The sequence below is a fragment of the Alsobacter sp. genome (assembly GCF_059501845.1).
The window spans coordinates 1,438,764-1,460,017 of record NZ_JCACDK010000018.1; the positions used below are offsets into that span (position 1 = coordinate 1,438,764).

15 protein-coding genes and 1 pseudogene are annotated in these 21,254 nt (G+C 62.1%); 4 read left to right on the forward strand and 12 right to left on the reverse strand.

Annotated elements, in window-relative coordinates; translation table 11 throughout:
* Nucleotides 1-30: 30 nt before the first annotated feature.
* The 3 genes from AC5JCN_RS21660 (at nt 31) to AC5JCN_RS21670 (ending at nt 5,698) form a co-directional block, all read left to right on the forward strand.
* Nucleotides 31-2,019 (forward strand): BTAD domain-containing putative transcriptional regulator, encoded by a 1,989-nt coding sequence (locus AC5JCN_RS21660; RefSeq protein ID WP_495757163.1) that lies wholly within the window; start codon nt 31-33, stop codon nt 2,017-2,019.
* Between the two features lie 494 nt (nt 2,020-2,513).
* Nucleotides 2,514-3,596, forward strand: coding sequence for a class I SAM-dependent methyltransferase (locus AC5JCN_RS21665; protein WP_495757164.1), 1,083 nt, complete (start codon nt 2,514-2,516; stop codon nt 3,594-3,596).
* A gap of 332 nt (nt 3,597-3,928) precedes the next feature.
* Nucleotides 3,929-5,698, forward strand: coding sequence for an adenylate/guanylate cyclase domain-containing protein (locus AC5JCN_RS21670; protein WP_495757165.1), 1,770 nt, complete (start codon nt 3,929-3,931; stop codon nt 5,696-5,698).
* Between the two features lie 69 nt (nt 5,699-5,767).
* Here the strand turns inward: AC5JCN_RS21670 and AC5JCN_RS21675 are convergent.
* From AC5JCN_RS21675 to AC5JCN_RS21720, 10 genes and pseudogenes are all read right to left on the reverse strand, one after another.
* Nucleotides 5,768-6,699, reverse strand: a pseudogene (locus tag AC5JCN_RS21675) (homocysteine S-methyltransferase family protein).
* Between the two features lie 271 nt (nt 6,700-6,970).
* Nucleotides 6,971-8,062, reverse strand: coding sequence for an ion channel (locus AC5JCN_RS21680; RefSeq protein ID WP_495757166.1), 1,092 nt, complete (start codon nt 8,060-8,062; stop codon nt 6,971-6,973).
* Between the two features lie 15 nt (nt 8,063-8,077).
* Complete coding sequence (locus tag AC5JCN_RS21685; RefSeq protein WP_495757167.1) at nt 8,078-8,665, reverse strand: hypothetical protein; 588 nt, start codon at nt 8,663-8,665, stop codon at nt 8,078-8,080.
* 11 nt (nt 8,666-8,676) lie between these two features.
* Nucleotides 8,677-9,852: a zinc-dependent alcohol dehydrogenase gene (locus AC5JCN_RS21690; protein WP_495757168.1), complete on the reverse strand. Its 1,176-nt coding sequence runs from the start codon at nt 9,850-9,852 to the stop codon at nt 8,677-8,679.
* Nucleotides 9,853-10,132: 280 nt separating this feature from the next.
* The gene (locus tag AC5JCN_RS21695) at nt 10,133-10,534 is read right to left on the reverse strand and encodes a DUF1398 domain-containing protein (protein WP_495757169.1); all 402 of its coding nucleotides are present in this window, start codon (nt 10,532-10,534) and stop codon (nt 10,133-10,135) included.
* Between the two features lie 40 nt (nt 10,535-10,574).
* Nucleotides 10,575-11,027 (reverse strand): MarR family winged helix-turn-helix transcriptional regulator, encoded by a 453-nt coding sequence (locus AC5JCN_RS21700; protein WP_495757170.1) that lies wholly within the window; start codon nt 11,025-11,027, stop codon nt 10,575-10,577.
* Between the two features lie 266 nt (nt 11,028-11,293).
* Nucleotides 11,294-13,153, reverse strand: coding sequence for an adenylate/guanylate cyclase domain-containing protein (locus tag AC5JCN_RS21705; RefSeq protein ID WP_495757171.1), 1,860 nt, complete (start codon nt 13,151-13,153; stop codon nt 11,294-11,296).
* Nucleotides 13,154-13,424: 271 nt separating this feature from the next.
* Nucleotides 13,425-13,886: a YybH family protein gene (locus tag AC5JCN_RS21710; protein WP_495757172.1), complete on the reverse strand. Its 462-nt coding sequence runs from the start codon at nt 13,884-13,886 to the stop codon at nt 13,425-13,427.
* A 198-nt stretch (nt 13,887-14,084) separates the two neighbouring features.
* Complete coding sequence (locus AC5JCN_RS21715) at nt 14,085-14,474, reverse strand: DUF1330 domain-containing protein (RefSeq protein WP_495757173.1); 390 nt, start codon at nt 14,472-14,474, stop codon at nt 14,085-14,087.
* Nucleotides 14,475-14,573: 99 nt separating this feature from the next.
* On the reverse strand, nt 14,574-15,545 hold the full coding sequence (locus AC5JCN_RS21720) for an adenylate/guanylate cyclase domain-containing protein (RefSeq protein ID WP_495757174.1): 972 nt from the start codon (nt 15,543-15,545) through the stop codon (nt 14,574-14,576).
* Nucleotides 15,546-15,862: 317 nt separating this feature from the next.
* Between AC5JCN_RS21720 and AC5JCN_RS21725 the strand changes: the two genes are divergently transcribed.
* Nucleotides 15,863-16,132, forward strand: a complete 270-nt coding sequence (locus tag AC5JCN_RS21725; RefSeq protein ID WP_495757175.1) for an antibiotic biosynthesis monooxygenase — start codon at nt 15,863-15,865, stop codon at nt 16,130-16,132.
* 229 nt (nt 16,133-16,361) lie between these two features.
* Here AC5JCN_RS21725 and AC5JCN_RS21730 read toward each other — a convergent pair whose 3' ends face one another.
* On the reverse strand, nt 16,362-17,315 hold the full coding sequence (locus AC5JCN_RS21730) for a homocysteine S-methyltransferase family protein (protein ID WP_495757176.1): 954 nt from the start codon (nt 17,313-17,315) through the stop codon (nt 16,362-16,364).
* Between the two features lie 640 nt (nt 17,316-17,955).
* A complete protein-coding gene (locus AC5JCN_RS21735; RefSeq protein WP_495757177.1) occupies nt 17,956-20,961 on the reverse strand; it encodes an ATP-binding protein in 3,006 nt (1,001 codons plus the stop codon).
* Nucleotides 20,962-21,254: the final 293 nt, after the last annotated feature.

Here is a 21,254-nt window from a genome sequence, read left to right on the forward strand (position 1 = left end):
CTCCGTCAGCTCAACCGTCGGTCGTGCGTGATGAACCCGCAAAATCTGCATTCACGCTCCGACGATCGCAGGCCATCTCATCTCACGATCCGTCTTCTCGGCCCATTCTCCGTGATGCGCGACGGGCGGGCAGTCGAGCTTACGTCCCGCAAGGCGCGCGCCTTGTTGGCGATTGCCATCGCGAGGGGCGAATCTGGCATTGCCCGGTCGACTGTTGCGGAATGGCTCTGGGGAGGGAGGGCGGAAGCGCAAGCCCGCGCCAGCTTCAGGCAAGCCTTGGCAGAACTGCGGTCAGTCCTCGGTGACTTGGGTGAGAGTCTAGACGCCAGCAAAGATGTCGTTCGCTGGCGCTCGGGCGAAGCCTCTGTCGATCTGGATTGGCTGAAGGCATCCGGAACGTCCGGGGCATCCGACGAGCAACTCCTTGCCTGCGGCGAGTTCCTCGAGGGCTTCTCGCTCGACGAGCCGTCCTTCGAGCAGTGGCTCAGCGCGGAACGTACGAGACTGAGGGGCGTCCTGCGGAAGACCTTTGGCGAGAGAATGGCCGACCGCATGCGCGCCCGGAACTTCGAGGCAGCGTTGGCGCTCGGGTCGAAGTCGATCGCGCTGGATCCGTTTCAGGAGCAGGTCCAGCGCGACGTGATGCGGCTGCTGGCACAGATGGGCAGGCCGGATGCCGCGCTCGCCAACTTCGAGCGTTTGAAAGCGGACCTCGCGCAGAACCTGGGCGTCGCTCCCGAAGGCGAGACGCAGGATCTCGCTCGCGAGATCAGGGCGAGCCGGCGTTCCGGCGCGATGGTCAGACCGAGCGTCGCCGGTCCGGAGGAAAAGCCGAAGGACACCCGGCCCACGGTTGCCGTGCTTCCGTTTTCAGACCTGACAGGTGAGGCTGGACACGAACACCTCGTGCGGGGCCTCACGGACGATATTTGCGATTCCCTGTCGCGCGTGAGTGAACTCGTGGTGCTGTCCCGCCCGAAGCCTTCGGTCCCCGAACGGGAGCGTGACGACAGGCCCTCCAACGATGAGATCGCCGAGTATCGTCTCGAAGGTAGCCTGAGGCGAGCGGGATCGATACTGCGTGTCAGTGCCCGCCTCCTGCGAACGGCCAGCGGCGAGCAGGTCTGGTCGGAGCGCTTCGACGGTGATCTGAGCGATATCTTTGCTTTCCAGGATGAGGTTGCCCGAAAAGTTGCGGTGTCGATCCAGGTGGAACTGACGTTCGGCGATGCGGCCCGCCTCTGGCACGGCCAAACGAAGAACGTGAATGCCTGGCAGGCAGCGGTCCGTGCACGGGCGGCGTTCAACCGCTACACGGCCGCCGATAACGCTAACGCGGAGAGGCTCCTGCTTGAGGCCATCGCCCTGGATCCCGGCTACACGGCTGCGATCGTCGACCTCGGAATCTGCTATTACTGGCGCGCTCGCTATATTGTCTCGGCCGACCTTGAGGAAACGCTGGCAGCTGCCCGTCGGCAGTCGGACACCATCGAACGCCTCGACCCGGACCTGCCGGCCGCGTTTACGCTCAAGGCCCTGCTAGCAATGATGGGCGGGAAGTACGACGAAGCCATCGATCACGCCGCGATGGCGAGCCGCCTTTGGCCTACCGATGCCCGAGCACATACGATCTTGGGGCTCGTCCACGTCTATGGCGGCGACATCCGGGAAAGCCGGATCGCGTTGCAAGAAGCCATGCGCCTCAGTCCCTATCCCGAGTCCGCGATCTACTACATGCTTGCGATTGGGGACCTATGGCAGGGTCGGCTCGACAGCGCCGCGGACCATGCCCGGCGCCACAACCAACTCCAGCGCAACGATCCACACGGACTGGCCTACGAGGCCGTGATCCAGAAGTCTCTCGGCCGGGATGCTGAAGCGCTTCGAACTACGGAGCACCTTGCGTCAGTGGTTCCATCGTTCGGGCTCGGGCACCTGCGCCGCTCAGAACGGTATCGCGATCCCGCGAGACTGAATTTCGTGACATCCACGTTGAAGGCATTGGGCTTGAGAGACTAGGAGCGGGAACACGCCCTTCCTCAACCGCAGCGCCCACGCCTGAGCCGCTCCGCGCGCTAGGCGGAGCTGTAGAATGCGAGTTCATGACCGGAAGCGGACCTAAACAGTGTCGTCTTGTTCTTCGGCACGTAGGCGCCGAAGGGCGCACGTTAGCGTGCGGCAAATAAGCGAGAACCTCGGCAGTCGCCACGAAGACTTCCGACGCGATCAGTTCGACATCCCCCTCGCGCGCATTTTCCTGCCCAGCGCGAACTCATGACCCGAAAAAGACTATCCAGTCGTCCGCTGCGGTTTCGGAACAGGTTGCCCCTGTGTGCGGCATAGACGCACGAGCGAGGTACTCTGGCGCAGCTATCGCGCAGGAGGCGTTCCGCGGGTGCAGGTGTGCGCATCGGCACAGCCGCGCGCCACTACAAGGTAAACAGTGAGGCGTGGGCCGAGCCGTTTTGCTTCGCCCGCCCTGCGACTGCAACCTCCAACAGGGAGAGTTCGCCATGTCCGCCCAACTCGCTCAGCCAACCTTGCCCGACGAAGCCAAGCTCAACGCGTTCATGGGGCGCATGCTCGATGACCTCGGCGGCGCCGTCTCCGCGTCGCTCATTCTCGTCGGCGACCACCTGGGACTGTTCCGGTCGCTTGCCGAGGAAGGGCCGGCAACCTCGTGGGACCTGTCCCGGCGGACTGGAACGAACGAGAGGATGGTCCGGGAGTGGCTGGCGGCCATGGGCTCCAGCGGCTACCTGACCTACGACGCCGCGAAACGGACCTACGGCATCGAGCCGGAACAGGCGATGGTCTTCGCCAACGAGGACAGCCCCGTCTTCCTCGCCGGCTTCGTCGAGGCGATCGCCGCCATGTATCTCGCCGCGCCCAAGATCGAGACTGCCTTCCGTTCCGGAAAGGGAATGGGCTGGCACGAGCACAATCAGTGCCTTTTCTCCGGCACGGAGCGCTTCTTCCGTACGAGCTACAATCACCACCTCGTGCCCGAATGGCTCCCGGCGCTCGATGGCGTGGTGGACAAGCTCACGGCGGGCGCCCGGGTTGCCGATGTTGGTTGCGGCCATGGCGCGTCGACCATCGTGATGGCACGGGCCTTTCCCCGCTCCACCTTCACGGGCTTCGACTACCATCCTGCCTCGGTCCAGCACGCGCGCGCAGCAGCCGAGCGGGCCGGCGTTTCGGACCGGGTCACGTTCGAGGTCGCTTCGGCCAAGGAGTATCCGGGGGCGGGATACGACCTCGTGACGTTCTTCGATTGCCTGCACGACATGGGCGACCCCGCCGGTGCCGCCGCGCACGTCCGCGAGAGCCTGGCGCCCGGCGGCACGTGGATGATCGTCGAGCCGATGGCCCAGAACCGGACCGAGGACAACTTCAATCCCGTCGGCCGGCTCTACTACGGCGCTTCCACCATGATCTGCACGCCAGCGTCGCTGGCGCAGGAGGTCGGGACGGCGCTGGGCGCCCAGGCCGGAGAGGCGAAGCTGAGAGAGGTGCTGGCCGAAGGGGGCTTCCAGAACGTTCGATTGGCGACGAGTACACCCTTCAACATGGTGCTGGAGGCTCGTGCCTGAACCCAGAAGCACTCAACCCGGAACGTATCAAGCGCCATTCTGGTGAGGATAACTGGCGGCCCCACCCTTTCGTCGGTGCCTCCGGGCGAGCGTTTCACCGACCCTAGAAAATCGGCGCGCAGTTCCGTGCGGAAAAGGCCCCCTGGCGGGGGCAACCGCACGGGACTGCGAAACGTGACGTCCTCACCCAAGGCGCACTCTGAGATGGTCCGGTCTCCGGCCGGATAAGTGAGAAGGGTTTCGTGCCCATCCAACATGTTCGAGCCTGTGCTAGTCTTGGCTGCCCCGGCGCGTGTGCCAGAACGCGTTACGTATCCAGCACTGGAGCGGTCATGGCGGACACGCGAAAGCTCGCTGCGATCATGGCCATCGATGTTGTCGGCTATTCGCTCCTGATGGGCGAGGACGAGGCCGGAACGGCGCGCGCGGTTCGCGAACACCTCGACTCCATTCGACCCTTGGTAGCCGGACGCAGGGGTCGGATTTTCAAGACGATGGGCGACGGCGCGCTGTCGGAGTTCCAGTCCATCGTGGATGCCGTCGAGTGCGCCATCGCGATCCAGGAGCTTCTGGCCGGGAGGGCGCAGGTCGTCCCAACAAAGCCGATCCTCTATCGGATTGGCATCCATCTGGGCGACGTCTTGGTCGATGGGGATGATCTGATCGGTGATGGAATCAACGTCGCGGCACGGCTTGAAGCACTCTGCGAACCCGGCGGCGTCCTGATTTCTGGCTCGGCCCATGAACATGTCCTTGGGCGGGTGCGGGCTGATTTCATCGACGTGGGAGAACGCCAACTGAAAAACATCGCGAGACCAATTCGTGCCTACCAAGTCGCGCCTCGACTCGAGGGACAGAAGCCGCAACGGACGACCGATACTGCGCCGGCGAATGTCGATGCCCCCACGATCGCGGTCATTCCTTTTCAGAACGTCAGCGGGGACCGCGAGCAAGAGTACTTTTCCGACGGGATCGCCGATGAACTGATTGTCTCGTTGTCCAGGTTTCCCCAATTTCAGGTCGCTGCCCGGAATTCGAGTTTCTCGATGAAGGGCAGGCTCAGCGACGTAAAGCAGATGGGGCGCGATCTTGGCGCAAGGTATATTGTCGAAGGCTCCGTTCGCAGTTCAAGAGACAGGATCAGGCTGTCTGTTCAGCTTGTGGATACGCAGAGCGGAACGGTATTATTCGGCGACCGGTTCGATGGCAGTCTCGATGACGTTTTTGAGTTGCAAGATGCGATCACCCAGCGAGTTGTTGGATCGATAGCCCCACGACTCGAAGTTGCAGAGATCCAAAGGGCGAGCAGAAAGAGACCATCCGACCTTCGTGCGTACGATCTCTATCTCCGCTCGCTTCCGTTCTACTACAGCCTGACCCCTGCCGGTCTGCTCACTTGTCTCGACCTGCTGAAGCAAGCCATTGGACTTGACCCAAAGTTCGCGACGGCAAAGGCCTTTGCGTCCATTTGCATCCATGAAATGGACAACCAGGGCACGCGGGACTGTACTCCCGGCGAGTTCGACGAGGCGATCCGATTTGCCCGGGAGGCAATTTCCGAGGGTCGCGACGACATCAGAGCCCTGACGCTCGCGGGCCAGGCCTTGGCTTACCTCGCCCGCGATTGGGACGCCGCGACGGCGGCTCTCGATCGAGCTCTGTCCCTGAACAGCTACTCGGCCCAAACCTGGCGGGTCAGTGGGTGGGTCAGACTGTTTGCTGGAGACACCCAAACCGGGAAGGACCACCTGAAGAGATCCATTCAATTGGGTCCGCGGGATTCCGGCATTGCCTTTGCCCACACAGGGCTGGGGGTCGCCCACTTCATGCTGAGGGACTACGAAGCCGCCTTGCGCTCCTGCCAGACCGCCCTTGAAGAAGCTCCGCGCGGAACCGCTGCTCTGAGAGTGATGGCTGCCAGCCTTGCATTGCTTGGAAGAATTAATGATGCCCACAGAGCAATTCGCGACATGCTGGCGATCTCGCCGAGAATGAGCATGGATCTTGCCAGGAGACGTGTTCCCTACCGGGACGAAGAGTTCGTCGCGCGATACTTTGACGCGCTCAGGTCAGCAGGCCTGCCCGAGCACTCCAATACCTAAACGGAACGAGGGCGGAGGGAGCGAGGCCGCCATCGCCGGCGACCTTCCCGACGAACGGCTGGTGCGCCCCTAGGCGCACGCCTCGCAGATCGCCCTGATATGGCGGTGATCGGTACCGCAGCAGCCACCAAGGACCCGCAGCGTTGGCAGGCGGGCGGTCAGGGCGCGATAATCACGTCCAAGCGCCACCGGGTCCCCGCTGTCGAGTTCCGTTGCCGCATCGAGTTCGGCGTGGCTCTTCGTCGAACCGTTGGCCCGCAGCCCGCCGAGGCGACGCGTCCAGGGTGCATCGTCGTCGAGCAGATGGCTGAAGTGCTGGGGGTGAGCGCAGTTGACCATGTAGTAGGCGGGGCACCCGCCCGTCGCATCGTCGGTTTGCGCGATCGCGTCCGCCAAGTTCTGCCCTGAAGGAAGCCGACCGTCCGTTTCCACCGTGAACGAAATCGCGACAGGCATGCCACGGCTCCGGGCTGCGAGGGCGATCCCCGTGGCCTCCTCGGCATAGGTCATCGTGAGGGCCGTCACCATGTCCGCGGATGTCGCGGAGAACGCCCTGATCTGCTCGTCGTGATAGTCGGCGGCCTCCTGTGGGCTCATTTTCGTATCAATGGCGTAGCCATCACCCCGCGGCCCAATGACCCCGTCCAAAACGACACGCTCTGCGCGACTCTCGTCCCGCAACTCTTGGATGAACTCCACGGACTTACGGTTCACCTCGGCAATCTCAACCGGCCCGTAGCCGATCTGTGCGCCCCAATCCCGGTTGGCCCTCCACGTGGGGGTGTCGAGGATGAACCCCTTCCCATGCTGCCGAGCCGCTTCGAGATATGCGCGAAATAACGACGGAGATAACCCCGGCCTTCATCGGTCAGCAGCAGGGGAAAGGCCGCGAACACCGGCAGTTCGATGCCCTCGAGGAACACCAGCGCGGTTTCCAGCCCTCCATCGGTGATGAAGAGGTCACCATCCAGTTGGGGCAGGGCAGAGCGGAAATTGGCGATGTGTCAAGGGGCGGCTGACATGGCGGCACTCCTTGGGGCAGGAAGGAAATTAGCTGCTGAAGTGCCGCCTTGCCAGAGGCGACGTCGCGCCCGTTCTGGAGACAAGCCTGCCTGGACCGCCGATCCTCAACGGCAGGTCCTGGCGACCTCCAGAAGGGCGAAGTTGACCCAATGCAGACTCTTATTCGCGCATATGTGAAGTTTGCCCAGGGTCGGGATAGCGATTGTGCAGGACCGCTTTGTGGCCGGAAAGCTTGGTGATCGCGGAGGGTCACGGATGTTCTGAGGCCCTCTGGCCCCAACCGCGCCGATCGACCTCGGACATCGCATATCCTAGCGCCGGAGCTATGCGGTGCACGAGAGGTTCCCAGCCGCGGCGCAGGGTTACATAGCGCTCCTCGCCATTGGCGCAGACCGAGATCCCGGCGTTGGCAAGGGTTGCGGTGGCCTGGGCATAGCTGTCGACGTCACGGGCGGTCCCGCCAGAGGCGTTTGTTCTATTGCTGTCGGAAGGGAAGTTCCGGTCCAGCGTTTCCAGCAGCAGAACTGAGGCCTGGCGCAAGGTCGCGACAGGTGCGGAGCTTGCGAGTGATCCATAGCGCTTTTTATCGAGCGCGGCCTCAATGAGCGTTGTCAGGTCGAGCAGGACAAAGCTGAACCGCGACACGGCGTAGATTGGCTCGTCGAAGCGGAAGTAGAATAGCAAGGGATAGAAGTGGTGCGCTTCCTTCGTCTCGGCCAGGGACCGAGCGAGACTGGCAAGCTCGCTGGTGGCGTTGCTGTCGTCCCCTCCGGGAAGCAGCCTTGCCAGCATCACGGCCGCATCCCCGCTGCCCTCCGTCATGAGATGGATCGTGAGTGCCAGGGCATTCCGTTCGCGGAGTGCGGAGTAGACCTGAACGAGGTAACTGAGAACGAGCGACAACACCGAGGCGCCGATCAGGGAATTGACGAGGTAGAGCAGGCGGGTTCCCGTCGTATGCGGGGAGTAGTCACCGCCGCCCACGATTGACAGGCTATTGCCTGCGACGAGGAGCGCAGTGACGAAATCGTGCGGCGTGTTTCCGCTCGACGGCCTGATCGCGTCGCCTAGCTCGGGGCGGATGACGAGCGCAGATCCGGCCGTCAGCCCCACGGACCAGAACGCGATCAGCATCACCACGACGATCGGCCCGGTGAGCGAAAGCACATGACCACGGCGCCTGCCGAAGAGAGCGGCGGCGGCGTGGAGGAGAGCCCAGATGGCCCGGTTCCAGGTCGGTGCGAGCAATCCGGTGCCGGCCCGTGCATAGAGCACGGTCAGGAAGATGTCGGCGAGGAACAGCACGACCAGTGCGGTCCCGATGGCCTGCTCGACCGTCATCCGTCGCTGGCCGGGTCAGGAGGTCAAAACACGCAGCCCTTCAGCGACTGTACCGGGTGCTCGATAGTCCGGGGGAATGTCGAAATCCTGGCGGGCAAGGCCGCGCGACGCCTGCGCTCCCCGGGGCAACCCCGACCTGTCGGAGTAGAGCCTGTCACGTCCTGGCTGGCGCCGATGCGCGACCTTGACGCCCTGGTAGGCGATCAGGTCCAGAACGGTGATGCCGAGCACGAGCACGGTGGCCAAAGCCGCGTTGTCCCGCTTGGGATTGCCGGGGTGCAGGGCCGAGGCGAGCGTCGCGAGATCGAGGGCATCGCCCGCGATCCTGGCCCCGAGCCCGACCGATTTGTCGAAGGACAGAGTTGGGACGGCGCTTGCGAGTTCGCGGGCTCCATAGGCGCGGATCAGGCCCTCCTTGTGATCGAGCCCCAGGCTGCGGGCCATCGGGCCTGCTGCGACCAGTTCCGCGATACCGAGAGCGACCGAGAACCATCCCAGGGCCCGGGCCAGCTGGTCGGCTCCCTTCAGTGAACTGGGGCCGGTTCGTTCGACGCGGGGATCGCCTGGGGAGCGGGCGATGCTGGAGAGGTTGGTGAGTAGCATGGCGGACCTCATCAGGGCTGGAGCATGACCTTGATGCAGCCATCCGCCTTGTCGCGGAACTTGGCGTACATCTCTGGACCTTGGGACAGGTCGGCCTTGTGTGTGATCACGAAGGACGGGTCGATCTGCCCGTCCTCGATGCGGTGGAGCAGGTCTTCCGTCCAGCGGGGCACATGCGCCTGCGCCATGCGGAAGGTCAGGCCCTTGTTCATCGCCTGCCCCATCGGGATCTTGTCGACGAGGCCGAGATAGACCCCGATGATGGAGATCACCCCCGCCGGCCGGCAGACATAGATCATCTCGCGCAGGACGTGCGGCCGATCATTCTCCAGCATGACCATCTGCTTGGCGCGATCCAGGATCGTGTCCGGCTGGCCGAGATTGACGTGGCTCTCGGTTCCAACCGCATCGATACACTTGTGCGGCCCCTCGCCGCCCGTCAGCTCGTTCAGGCGCTCGACGACGCTCTCCTCCTCGAAGTTAATGGTGATGGCACCGGCGGCCTCCGCCATGGACAGCCGCTCGGGAAGATGATCGATGGCGACCACCTGCTCGGCGCCGAGCAGGATGGCGGAGCGGATCGTCATCTGGCCCACCGGACCGCAGCCCCAGACCGCGACCGTGTCGCCCGGCTGGATGTCAGCCTGGACGGCCGCCTGCCAGCCGGTCGGCAGGATGTCCGAGAGGAAGAGGAGCTTCTCGTCGTCGATGCCGTCGGGCACCTTCACATGCGTGGTGTCCGCAAAAGGCACCCTCAGGTACTCGGCTTGGCCGCCCGGGTAGCCGCCGGTCAAGTGTGTGTACCCGAACAGTCCCGCAGTCCTGTGTCCGAACGCCTTGTCGCCCAGTTCACCCTTTCGATTGGTCCGCTGGCAGACAGAGAAATTGCCCCGTCGACACTGGTCGCACTCTCCGCATTGGATGGTAAAGGGGATGACGACGCGATCGCCGGTCTTCAGCTTGCCCTTGGCCGCGCTGCCGACGTCGACGACTTCGCCCATCGTCTCGTGGCCCATGATGTCGCCGGGCAGCATCGCGGGAACGAGATTGTGGAAGAGGTGGAGGTCCGAGCCGCAAATCGCGCAGCTGGTGACTCTGATGACCGCGTCACGAGGATCCTCGATCGTGGGGTCGGACACCGTGTCGCAGCGAATGTCCTCTTTGCCGTGCCAAACGAGAGCTCTCATGACGGTCTCCTCGGTTGGGGCTCCCCGAAGCAAGGAGCCTTGCCGCTCAAGCACCGACCTCTCTCATCGTTCGCCTTAGTTCCCCTCTGTGCGAATTCGTGCGGCAGTACCGCTCGGAATACGTCGACGACGCCTGTGCAGCTAAGCGGGCACCGGTAAGATGGTCCAAGATCCCGGCGACGGCGGCATGATCATTGTCTTCTCCGGATCGAATGTGATGGCCGCTTTGATCAGATCGGCCGGTGTCATGGGAGAGGCGCGTTTGAATTCGGCGAGCGCTCTACCGAGGAAAGTGTTCGACGTGGGTGTCAGCGCTCCGGCCGAAATAGACGACGCGCCGGCCCAGGAAAGAGACGAGGTAGCCTGCGCAACCGGCCGCCTTCGCCTTAGCGCTGAAGGCCACGTAGCTGTAGTCGGCAGGGTTCGCCTGCGCCCAGCGGACCAGGCGCTCGATCTCCGCTGCATCGAACGATGCGGCGACGGTGCCGGCGGAGGGTGGCATGTCCATCATGGAGGCATCGCCGTCTGGCAGGTAGTAGGTCTGGGTGTTTCGGCGATAGTCGACCGTGTAACCCTCAAATCCCGCGGTGATCAGCCGTCCGACGATCTCCGGAAAGCTCAGGGATCCGTCGTGCGCGGCATGCATACAGGTCTCGGCAATGGAACTCCGTTCCGCGTCCATGGCGGGTCCTTCCGTTTCGGTGTTGGTCTGGGCGGGTGTGTCAGTCCACCGGAATCGTGTTCAGCCCGCGTCGCTCGACGATACGTCTGAGGATCCGGTCGAGCGTGCCATGCTCGTCCTTAGTCAGGATGCCGAAGAACTCTGCGTCGTTCTGGTCGGCCAGGGAGGCCAGAACCGGGATCTTGGCTTGACCTGGCGGCGTCAGGGAGAGGTGGTGAGCGCGCCTGTCGTCCTTGCTGCCGTCCCGCATGACCAGTCCCTTGGTCACCAGCCTCTCGGCCAGTTTGCTGATCGCGCCTTTGGTCATTCCCATCGTCTCCGAGAGAGCCGACGGAGACGTCGGTTGAGTATCGGCCAGCGCTCGCATGAACGCCCATTCCGCCACGGTGACGCCTTCGTCCGAGACCTTGCGCGCGAACTCATGAGACACGGCGTTCGAAACGATCCGCATCCAGTACCCGGTGTGATCAGTCAGCTTCGATGCCGAGGTCATGGCGCTCTTTCGTTGCCTAGGAAACTAGTTGGTGATGGTTTCCATGTCAATCATTTTTAAGCAGGCTGTGACTCAGGTCCTACAATGTGCCAGCCGACCGGCTCAAACGATGACGACCATGGTCTCGCTCTCATGGTCCGGTCAGCGAGCGACGCGATGTCAGGCTTTGACCCTGAGCGGACTTTCCGGGGGACCGCTCTTATGATCTGAAGAACGAGCAGTGGTTCGGCCGAAGGTGGGCCAGAAACGATCTGCCGAACCGTGCTCTAGTTCGTTGGGCCGGGCGCGAGGCCGGCACGACCAAGGTCAGCGCCAAGCGCGTCGAGAACTGCCGGATCTCTGAAGCTGTACCCTTGCTTCCAGGTCTGAACCGTTACATCGGGATTCGCTTTCAGCATCTTTTCCACGGCCGCTTTGGCCAGCTGCTCATGCCCCTGCCTGACCTCGGCAATCGCAAGCAGGAGCGGGGCGTCGGCGAAGTCGGTGCCTCTCAGCAGCTCTGCCGCTTTGTCGTTCTGGCCGAGAACAATCAGCGCGAAACCCTTCGCGTAGTTGAAGAACCAGGCGAGTCCTGGATCCCGCACAGCTGCAGCATCTGCTAGCTCGACGGCCTTTTGGGGTTGCCCAGCCTGCATGAAGATGCTGCCGCCATCCGTGAGGGTGAATGCGTTGAACGGGGCGAGTGCGATGGCCTTGTTCATTTCGATGACGGCAGCGTCATGCTGATGTTTGAGTGTCAGCGTCCAAGCGCGAAGCCACCGGGCCAACCGCTCCACCTGAGGACTAATCGCTTTCGCGGACAGCACGCGTTGGGCGAGCTCGTCTGCGGCTGCAATGTCGGCTGCAGGATCAGAGCTGAAAAAGAGGCCTGCATTCAGCCATCGCGCCCAAGCCAGTTCGACGGTCAGCAGGGGAGAGTCAGGATAGGCCTCCAGACCTTGACGGGCGATGATGGCGGCCTGCTGCATGCCCTCCTTGGTGTACTGGTTCAGGGCACTTTCGGCCCTCAGGTAGTAGTCGTACTCGGCAAGATTGGAGCCGTCCTTGCCCCACGCTTGTGTGTAGTCCGCCTTGCGGATCGCGCCCCATTCTCCCGTCATGGCGCCGACGATCTTGCCGGTCACCTCGTCCTGAATGGACCACAGGTCGGTGCCCGATCTGTCGAGGCGCTCCGCCCAAACATTCGCACCGGTCTTGGCGTCTATCAGTTCCGCGGTAATGCGCACTCGGTCGCCCTCTTTTCGGACGCTGCCTTCCAGGACGAAGCCCACCCCGAGATCGGTGCCGATCTTCCGGACATCGGCTTCGCTGTCCTTGAAGGCGAAGGACGACATGCGCGAAACAACGCCGATGTCGGCGAAACGTGAGAGGATTCCTATGATGTCGTTGGCCACGCCTTCCCCCAGATAGCCAAGGCTCTTGTCGGGGCTAAGGTCTTTGAACGGCAGAACCGCTATCGACGGAAGTGGTCCGGCGACGCGGGGCGGAGCAAGAAAACGCGGTGAGACTACGAACCAGGCGACTGCTGCGATCGCAATTGCCAGAGGTACTGCAAGCCAAACCCAGCCAAATGCGGCCTTCTTGGGCCGCCGCACGGGACGACGCTGCGTGCCATCGATCCGGACGTGGTAGACATCGATCGGCTCCTCAATGTTCTTGACCTGCTGCTGCCCTGCCGAGTCGAAGCCGAAGGACAGTCTCTTCTCGACCTCCCTTGCAACCTTGCCTGAAACGCAGATCCCTCCAGGTGCGGCGAGTTGCTCCAGGCGAGCGGCAACGTTGACACCCTCGCCATATCTGTCCTCACCATCGACGATGACCTCGCCGAGATTGATTCCGATCCGGAGAAGAAAACGTTCTTCTTCGGGCATTGAGGCGTTTCGTTCGGCCATCCCCTTTTGCAGAGAAACGGCACACTCGACTGCCTCGACCACGCTGCCGAATTCGGCGAGCAGGCCGTCGCCCATCAGCTTGAAGATGCGACCGTGGTGTCTGGCGATCTCCGGCTCAATGAGCTGCAGCCGTCGCTCCCTGAGGCGCCGGAAGGTCCCGGCCTCATCGCGCTCCATGTGCGACGAGTACCCAACCACATCCGCTGCGACGATTGCGGAAAGCCTGCGCTCCATCGGGCTGGACCAATTGCAAGAGACCTAGCTCGAACTGTACAGAGTTCCGCGACGCTGAGGAAGCTAGCTGGAAAGCCTTGGTAGGCGTCACCGGGACCAAAGTTGACTCAAAGCGGACGATCTCAGGGTCCGCTCTGCCACAATGTCAGTTGCGCGAAGCCGATTAGATATCGGGGGCAAAGGCTGGTTGCGGAGTCCGACGGCTACTACTGCAGCAACGTATGCCGCCGATAGGTCGGGGAAGGCTCGCCCGCCAGATAGCTCATAAGGTCTACTCTGGAACTCGCGAGGCATGATGTGAGATCACCAGCCAGGTTCCATTCTGCTTTCTTAAGACGTCCGTCGTCAGAGCATTGAACGAGAGCGCCTTGCCCTCGGCCGTGATGCCGTCGGCGTGGTTGTTGTACATCACCCACGCCTTGTCGCCGTCCACCACGATCGCGGGCGTACCCGTGATGGATATTTTGACCTCTTTCCAGAAGGAGAAAACGTTCTGCCAATCGGCGCGAACAGCGTCCCAGCCGACGGAGGGCACCTTGTCCCGTGGGTTCGCAAGCAGAACGGTCGCGTCATGAGCCCAAACGTCGCCCATGCTCGCAAGGTCGCGCGACGACAGTGCGAGATAAAGCTTGTCGAGGCTGGATCGGACATCGGCGTGATCGTCCGCTAAAGCAGGCGTGACTAACGCTCCAGCGCACGCGGCGAAGACAAATAAGTGTAGGCGCTTGATCATGGTGACTCCCCCCTGAGAGATATAGTGATTGGACGTTTGTGTCGGAACCGAGCGCCCTTCGGAACTGGAGCGCTACCCCTGCCAAGAACGCGGATCGAAGTTGCTCTGGTCAGGTCGTGACCCGGCCATTCCTCTTTGGTGTCGTGCGCCAATCCACGGGATCATGAGTGCCTTTTGCTTACCAGGAGAGGGCAAAGGTCAGTTCGGCAGGCCTTCGGCAAGGAAGGCTCGCGACTTCATGACCTTTGCCCGAACGGCGTTTACGCCCGCGATGGCGGGCGAAGCGTACCAGTTCCGGGCCTTTTGCTCGTTCTCAAACCCGATGACGACGAACCGGCTGGGCGGATCGCCGCCGTCCAGCGCGCTCGCCTTGTTGGTGCGGATGAGGAATTTTCCGCCGGCCGAAAGCGTCGCGTTGGGTTCGACGGCCTGGACAGCCTTTACGTAGGCGTCGGGATCGAGCGCTTCGGCGACATCGATGACAACGTAGTAAGGAGCCGTGGTCTGGGCTCGAAGGGCGGTGGTTGCCGCCCCGGCGCCTGCGATAGCTGCCGCACTCAGGGAGAGAATAATCGTCCACCGCACCATGGCTGTGTCTCCTTCGCTGCGACATGAACCTCGCAGGGAACTTGACAAAGCTCAACACACAACCTGATGAACGCAGAATGCCGTACGGATGGCTCAGGCTCAGCTGAACGACCGAAGGGTGTCGTTCCCGGCAATGACCCGCCCGAGCAGTGACCTCAATAGGCGACGCTCATCCTCGGAGAGTGATGTCATCACGCTGTCCTGGGCGGCTTGTGCGAGCGGTCGCAGGCGCGATCGGGCTTCTCTGCCAGCCGTCGTCAGCGAAAGCCCTTCGCCCTCTGCGCTTCGATCGTGCTCCAGAAGTCCACGAGCCAAGAGCTCTTGCACCAGTCGGCCTGCCCTTTCCTCGGGCAAGCCGAGCCAATGGGCGATCTCCGATTCACAGATGCCAGGTCGATCTTCGCATGTCGCGAGGACAGGCGCCTCCAGGAAATTTAGTCCGACCTCCTGCTCAGCCTGTCGGATCGCGTCGTACACCACGTCAAAAAAGCGCCGGGCCAGGTGTATTTCCTGATCCCGGTGCGTGCTCGGGAGCGAGTTCCCCGGGGCGGTGCGTGAGACCGCCCGAAAGATCGTCACCGGCTCCGGAATGTTCTTAAGGTGCCGACTTCCCAGCTCCTCGAACTCGACCGAAGATCCCACGCGGACCATGTCATGCACCAGCGAGGAGAGGTGCACGGTGCCCTCGTGGGCTGTCGCCTGGATCCGCGCGCTGATGTTGACCGCATCACCGAAAAGGTCTCCTTCCCTCTCCTCCACTTCACCCGCGTGCAGGCCCATCCTGAAAGTCGCGCGACGGTCCTCGACGAGTTGCGCGTTGACCTCGCGCGCACGCTCCTGGATCTGCAGGGCGCAGGCAAGGCCCCGAGTTGCTGTGGGAAATGCGGCCAGGATGCTGTCGCCCGCCGTGTTTGCGACCGCGCCACCGTGTTGAGCGATCAAGTTGAAGGCGAGATCCCGAAGGACGCGCAGGATCCTCAGCGTCGCGGGCTCGTCAGCGCGCATCAGCCTTGAATATCCTGCGATGTCCATGTGAAGCACGGCCAAAATCCGCCGCTCGCCAAGGCTCATGGATCCTCCGTCCTATCTGACTGCAGTTCATTCTGCATGGAGGCTACATCGACGTCACGAGCGCGACGTCTCGCCTAGCGCTCGAAGCGTTGCTCATCCAGCACGGCGCGGTTTTAGGTTCGCTTCCCAGCTCGGTGCACGAGCCTGCTTCTAGCGCGAGGCGGACGGAGCCGAATTCGACCTCCTGACCCTGAGCGGGACTGCGAGGCCCGCGTCTACGCCCCAAAAGCCTGCAAATTTTGCGTGAATGCCCTTACCAACATGATAGCATAATTTTGCGTCTAAAGTTGACGACGATCAAAAATCGGGAGGGTCATGTGGCAACACTATTCGTTCGGCACACGGTTGGCGACTTTGCGAAATGGCGCGCTTTCTACGACAGCTTCGCACCCGGTCAGACAAAAGCCGGAGTGACGGCTCAGGCGGTTTATCAATCTGCCGACAACCCGAACGACGTTACCGTGACCCATGAGTTCTCTTCGCTCGAAGCGGCGAGGGCTTTTGTCAGCTCCCCGGATCTGAAGGCGGCAATGGTCGAGGCTGGCGTCGTCGGTGCGCCGACAATCTGGTTTGCGGAGAAGAAGTAGGCCTTAGCGCGAGCAGTGGATCGGCTTCCATTGCTCGCGATCTGTGACCAAGTTTTCGCGCCAGCTTCGGCCACCGCCGACTGGGCGCAAGGCAAGGCATTTCAGCATCCGCGGAAGGAAGAGGGCCTCAGGCCTGGCAGACGTAGGTCACTGTGCGGATGCGTCGGTCGCGCAGATCGGCAACATGGTTACGCGCTATCTGGGGACAGTCGCTGCCGAGGAACGACTATCACGCGCACGCCTCGCAGATGGCCCGAATGTGTCGGTGATCCGTGCCGCAGCACCCGCCCAGAACCCGAAGCGTCGGCAATTTGACGATCAGGGCCCGATAATAGCGCCCAAGCGCTGCCGGGTCTCCACTGTCGAGCTCCGTCGCCGCGTCAAGCTCGGCGTGACTTTTTGTCGAGGCGTTTGCCCGCAAGCCGTGCAGGCGACGCGTCCACGGCTCGTCAGCACCAAGAACGTGATCGAAGTGCCGCGGATGGGCACAGTTGATCATGTAGTAGGCGGGGTACCGCTCCGTGGCGTCGTCCGTTTGCGCGATAGCATCCGCGAGGCTCTGGCCCGAAGGAAGCAGCCCGTCTGTCTCTACCGTGAAGGAGATCGCGACCGGCATGTTCCTGCGTCGGGCGGCGAGCGCAATACCCGTTGCCTCCTCGGCGTAGGTCATGGTGACCGCCGTTACCATGTCCGCGGCGGTGCCGGAGAAAACGTCGATCTGTTCCCCGTGGTAGTCCGCCGCCTCCTCCGGGGTCATCTTGGTGTCGATGGCGTATCCGTCACCGCGCGGGCCGATCACTCCGTTCAGCACGATCTGCCCGGCCGCGACGGCATCCCTGAGCTCCCGGATGAACTCGACCGACTTCCGGTTGACGGCGGCGAGATCTTCTGGCCCGTACCCAAGCTGCTGGCCCCAATCCCGGTTCGCTCTCCAAGTGGGCGTGTCCAGAATGAACCCCGTCCCATGCTGCCGTGCCGTCTCAAGGTATGGAGTGAAGTAGCGGATCAGATGCCCGCGTCCCTCCTCGGTCAGCACCAGCGGGAAGGCGGCGAAGGCGAACAACTCGACACCCTCCAAGAAGACCAGCGTTGTTTCTAGTCCGCCATCGGTGATGAACATGCCACTATCCAGTTGGGGCAGCGCCGAGCGGAACTTGGCATTGGATCCAGGGGCGGCTGTCATCGCGGCTCTCCTTGGGCAGGAGCCCAATGTAGATCCCTTGTTGCCGCGAAGCCAGAGGCAGCCTTAGCGGGATAGGCTCCCGGGGCGCGCTCACGGCTCTGCGTTCGCGGATCGGCTCGAACGCACTGCCTGGAGCGTGCTTGGAAGGCTCCTCCTCGCAAAATTCCCTTCTAGAGACAAGGGCTTAGCCTTAGAAGGACTTCGAGCCGCGGCCTTGACCCGCTGCTGCCTTATCTAAGGTCTGCTCTCCTTTTTAACGGGCGTTGCACCTCAGCGTATCAGCCGAAGTCTACCCAGGCTCATGTGGCGTCGGGGCGGCGTCATGAGCATCGTATCGCGGTGCAGGACGATGGTACCATCGAAGACTGCCGAGGTCCCGCCCCGCAGGCGCAGTGCGCGCCACGGATACATGGGGGGGTGAGCTCACTTGCATTGCTGCTACGTCAGCTCACGGCGTCTCGCGAGACTTCCGCACATGGCGCTAGGCGGACCAGCTTGAACGGGAAATTCTGACCCAACGCGGACCTCAGCGATGTCCGCTCTGTCACAACGAGCTTTATAGCGGGCGTCCCTCTCCTACTGGCGTAACTTGAGGAACATGCACAGCCGACCTGCACGAGGAGCGAACGACGGCGGGGCTCTAACTTAAGCCGCGGGGTTCCTCCGAACGCGTCGCGCCGATGCGGACGGCCTGGGCAGAAGCCGGATAGCGGTCAAACGAGTGTTTCGGGATCCGGTCAATGCCTTCGCCGATGTCGGCACCCACAGACTGCGGGCGCGAGTGGCGGCGACGTGGTTCCCTGTTCAAGCCCGCCAGAACAGCCGAGGCCCTAACGAAATCTCTTGTGTCAAAGCCCTCGGTGAACAAACCGAGTGTGTCGCGCAACAGGGTTGCCGCCTCCTCAGGTGGAACATGGCTTGCCTGTGCCGCTGCGAGATCTGTGGCGATGCGCAACTGCCAGGCAAGAGCTCCCATCCGCTGAGCCTGCCCATACGAGTCCTGGAGAAGCGACAGGGCCAAGTTCATTTCGCCACGGGCGGCCAGAATAGCTGAACGGATGCGCGTAATTTCCGGCATGCACCAATATTCCTGCTGGACTTCGGCCCGCTCCGCTGCCTGCCAGGCAATCCTCGTCGCTTCATCGATCCGGCCGAACCTCAGAAGCAATTCTGATTGGACAGCAAGCAAGAATGGCAAACGCTGACGATGATTCATCTCGACGAGTTCAACGATTGAACCTGCGATAATGTCGAGGCCGTGCTCCCGATCGGGTGCACTGCTGCAGCAGACCTGCGTCCCACGGTAGAACCTCGCCCAAGGCCGCCACGTTTCCAGGCCGCTGCGCGCGAGCGCTTCCTCGAAAAGAACGAGATGCGCGTCAAGATCTTCGTCGTTGCCGTTCAGAAACGCCACTTTGCAAGCGGCGACCGCGAGCACGCCGATCAGCGACAGATCGTGCTTCAGCTGGAGACCCCCGTCTATGGCGCTGCGAGCAGTTTCCGCAGCAGTGTCCGGATAGCCCGTCACCCATTGAACATTGGCGAGGACGTTCTGGGCGGAGGTGTTTTGCTCGTATAGAAACTGAGCGCGGCGAGCATTGTTGATCGTTTTTCGGCTTGGCTTGACGGCCTTCAACAGTCGCTCTTTCGATGTCCCGAATTGTCCCATCCAGAATTCGAGCAAGGCAAATGCGATTTCGGCCATCTGTGTTGTTGGATCGGATTGCGGAGCGATAGCGACTATTGTCCTGATCTGCTCCATGGCCAGCGTAAGCCGCCCAGCCACAATGTTATGTATATAAAGCTGATGGAGGCAACTCACCTGATCTGCGGTGCTGCCGATCTGCATGGCCAGATCGAGCGCGCGCTGGATATACTGGTATGACGCGTCAGACACCCCACGGGTCGTGTAGAGCGACCCCACATACGCTACAAGTAATTTCATTTCGACTTGGGAGCCGAAAAACTCCGTCGTCACCACGTCGTCGAGTGCGCGACGTGTTCGACTGCGGCACTCTTGGTGCAACGAAAAATGGTTCCAGAGGATCGTGCCAGACACCGTCAATCGAATAAGCAACGGACGGTCGTTCTCGTCGATGCCGGCCCAGTCGAGCGCAAGCGATAGCTCCTCCAACAGCGGAGAATATTCTGCTCCCCAATTGACTGCCGGTGTTTGCGCCCACTCAACCGTCGATCTTTCCAGAATCGTGCACACGTATTCCGCATGACGTCGGCGTAGGGCGTTGTACTCGGAACTAAGTTGAAGGCGATCGATGCAATAGCGCCTGGTTGCCTCCAGCATCTGGAAGCGTGTTTCTGCGCCATCGCAATGCAGAATGATAAGGGACTTTCTGGTCAGGTGCCCGAGAAGGTTCCTCACCGCATGGTCTTCCATGTCGGAGAGTGCAGTGGCGTCCCCTTCGCTGAATTTCCGTCCAAACAATGCAACGGCTCGCAAAAGCGCTGCTTCGGCCGCAGAGAGAAGCCGATAGCTCCAGTCCAATGTCGCTGCCAGAGATTGCTGGCGGATCGGCGCATCAACTGGTCCGAGGCGAAGAAATCTGACGCAGTCATCGAGTGATCCAAGGATCTGAACAGGATTGAGCTGGGTCGTCTGCGTTGCAGCCAACTCGATCGCAAGCGCGTTGCCATCGAGACGACGGCAGATTGCTGCAACCTGGGGTGCGTTCTGGTCCGTCAAAACGAAACCGCTGCGCTCTCTGGAGCGCTCGGCAAACAACTGGATTGCGGAATACTGACCGGCTTCATGGGCCGACGGTTTCGCGGGTGTGTCGCACCGCATGCCGTCGAGACGCACCACAATCTCGCCGGAAATCCCGAGCGGCTCGCGGCTCGTCGTGATGATCGTTGCGCATTCGAGGTCTTTGAGCAGGCGCTGCAGAATCGGCCGGAGATGGGGCAGGAGGTGCTCACAATTGTCGATCAGAATCACCATTCGCCTGTTTCTTAGTGCCTGAAGAACGCAGGCGAGCGGATCGACTCCCCTCGGTGTGATTCCAAATGCGGACGCAAATGCGACGACGATGAACTGGGGAGAGCCGATCGTGGAGAGGTCGACGAGCCCCACTCCGTCGGGGAACGCGGCCGACGCGGCATTGCCGGCGGCAATCGCGACGGTCGTCTTGCCGATGCCGCCCGGCCCGACCACGGAGATCAGGCGGGACGTCGTGAGCGCTTTCGCGATGACCTCGAGCTCGTCGGATCTGCCCAAGATGCGAGGAACCCTTGAGCGCACCGGGCTGATGGTGGCAGACGCGCCAGCGACCGGACTCGAGACGTCCCGTTCGACGGGACATACAAAGCGGTAGCCTCGCCCGGGGACCGTCACGATAAGCTGTTCCCCGCCGGGGGTCACGCCTAGGGCTCGGCGGAGCGCAGCGATGTTGACCTTCAGGTTGGCCTCTTCCACGAATGTGCGAGGCCAGGCCCGCGCTATGAGCTCGCTTTTCGACACAGTCTCGCCCGCGCGCTCGACCAACGTCGTCAAGAGCTCGAAGGCGCGCGAACCAATGCGGAGGGGCGTCCCTGCCCGAAGCAAGAGCCGGCTGGACGGACGCAAGACGTGCTCGCCGAAAACATAAGTCACGTTGGCCACATTGGCGGCGCTCTCAGGGCTTCTCGTCATGATCTGCAACCTACGGGGCGGCTGGAAGGGTCATGAGCATCACTCCCAAGATCGCTTCTTTTGATCAATTGGTGAGGTGACGAATGCACTGCCTGCAATGCGGACCAAGTCAATCCGAAACGTACGCTGTTTATGCTCGTGAAAGTGGGACATGCAGCAAGATTGTAGCCTGGCATGCGGGTTTGTATTCGCCATTCTTGCTGTATCTGGAGCGCTTCTTGCTCAGCCGACATATGCCATCATGTGAACCGATGGCGCTCTACATACGAATCATGTGAATTTGTGGCCCGCGC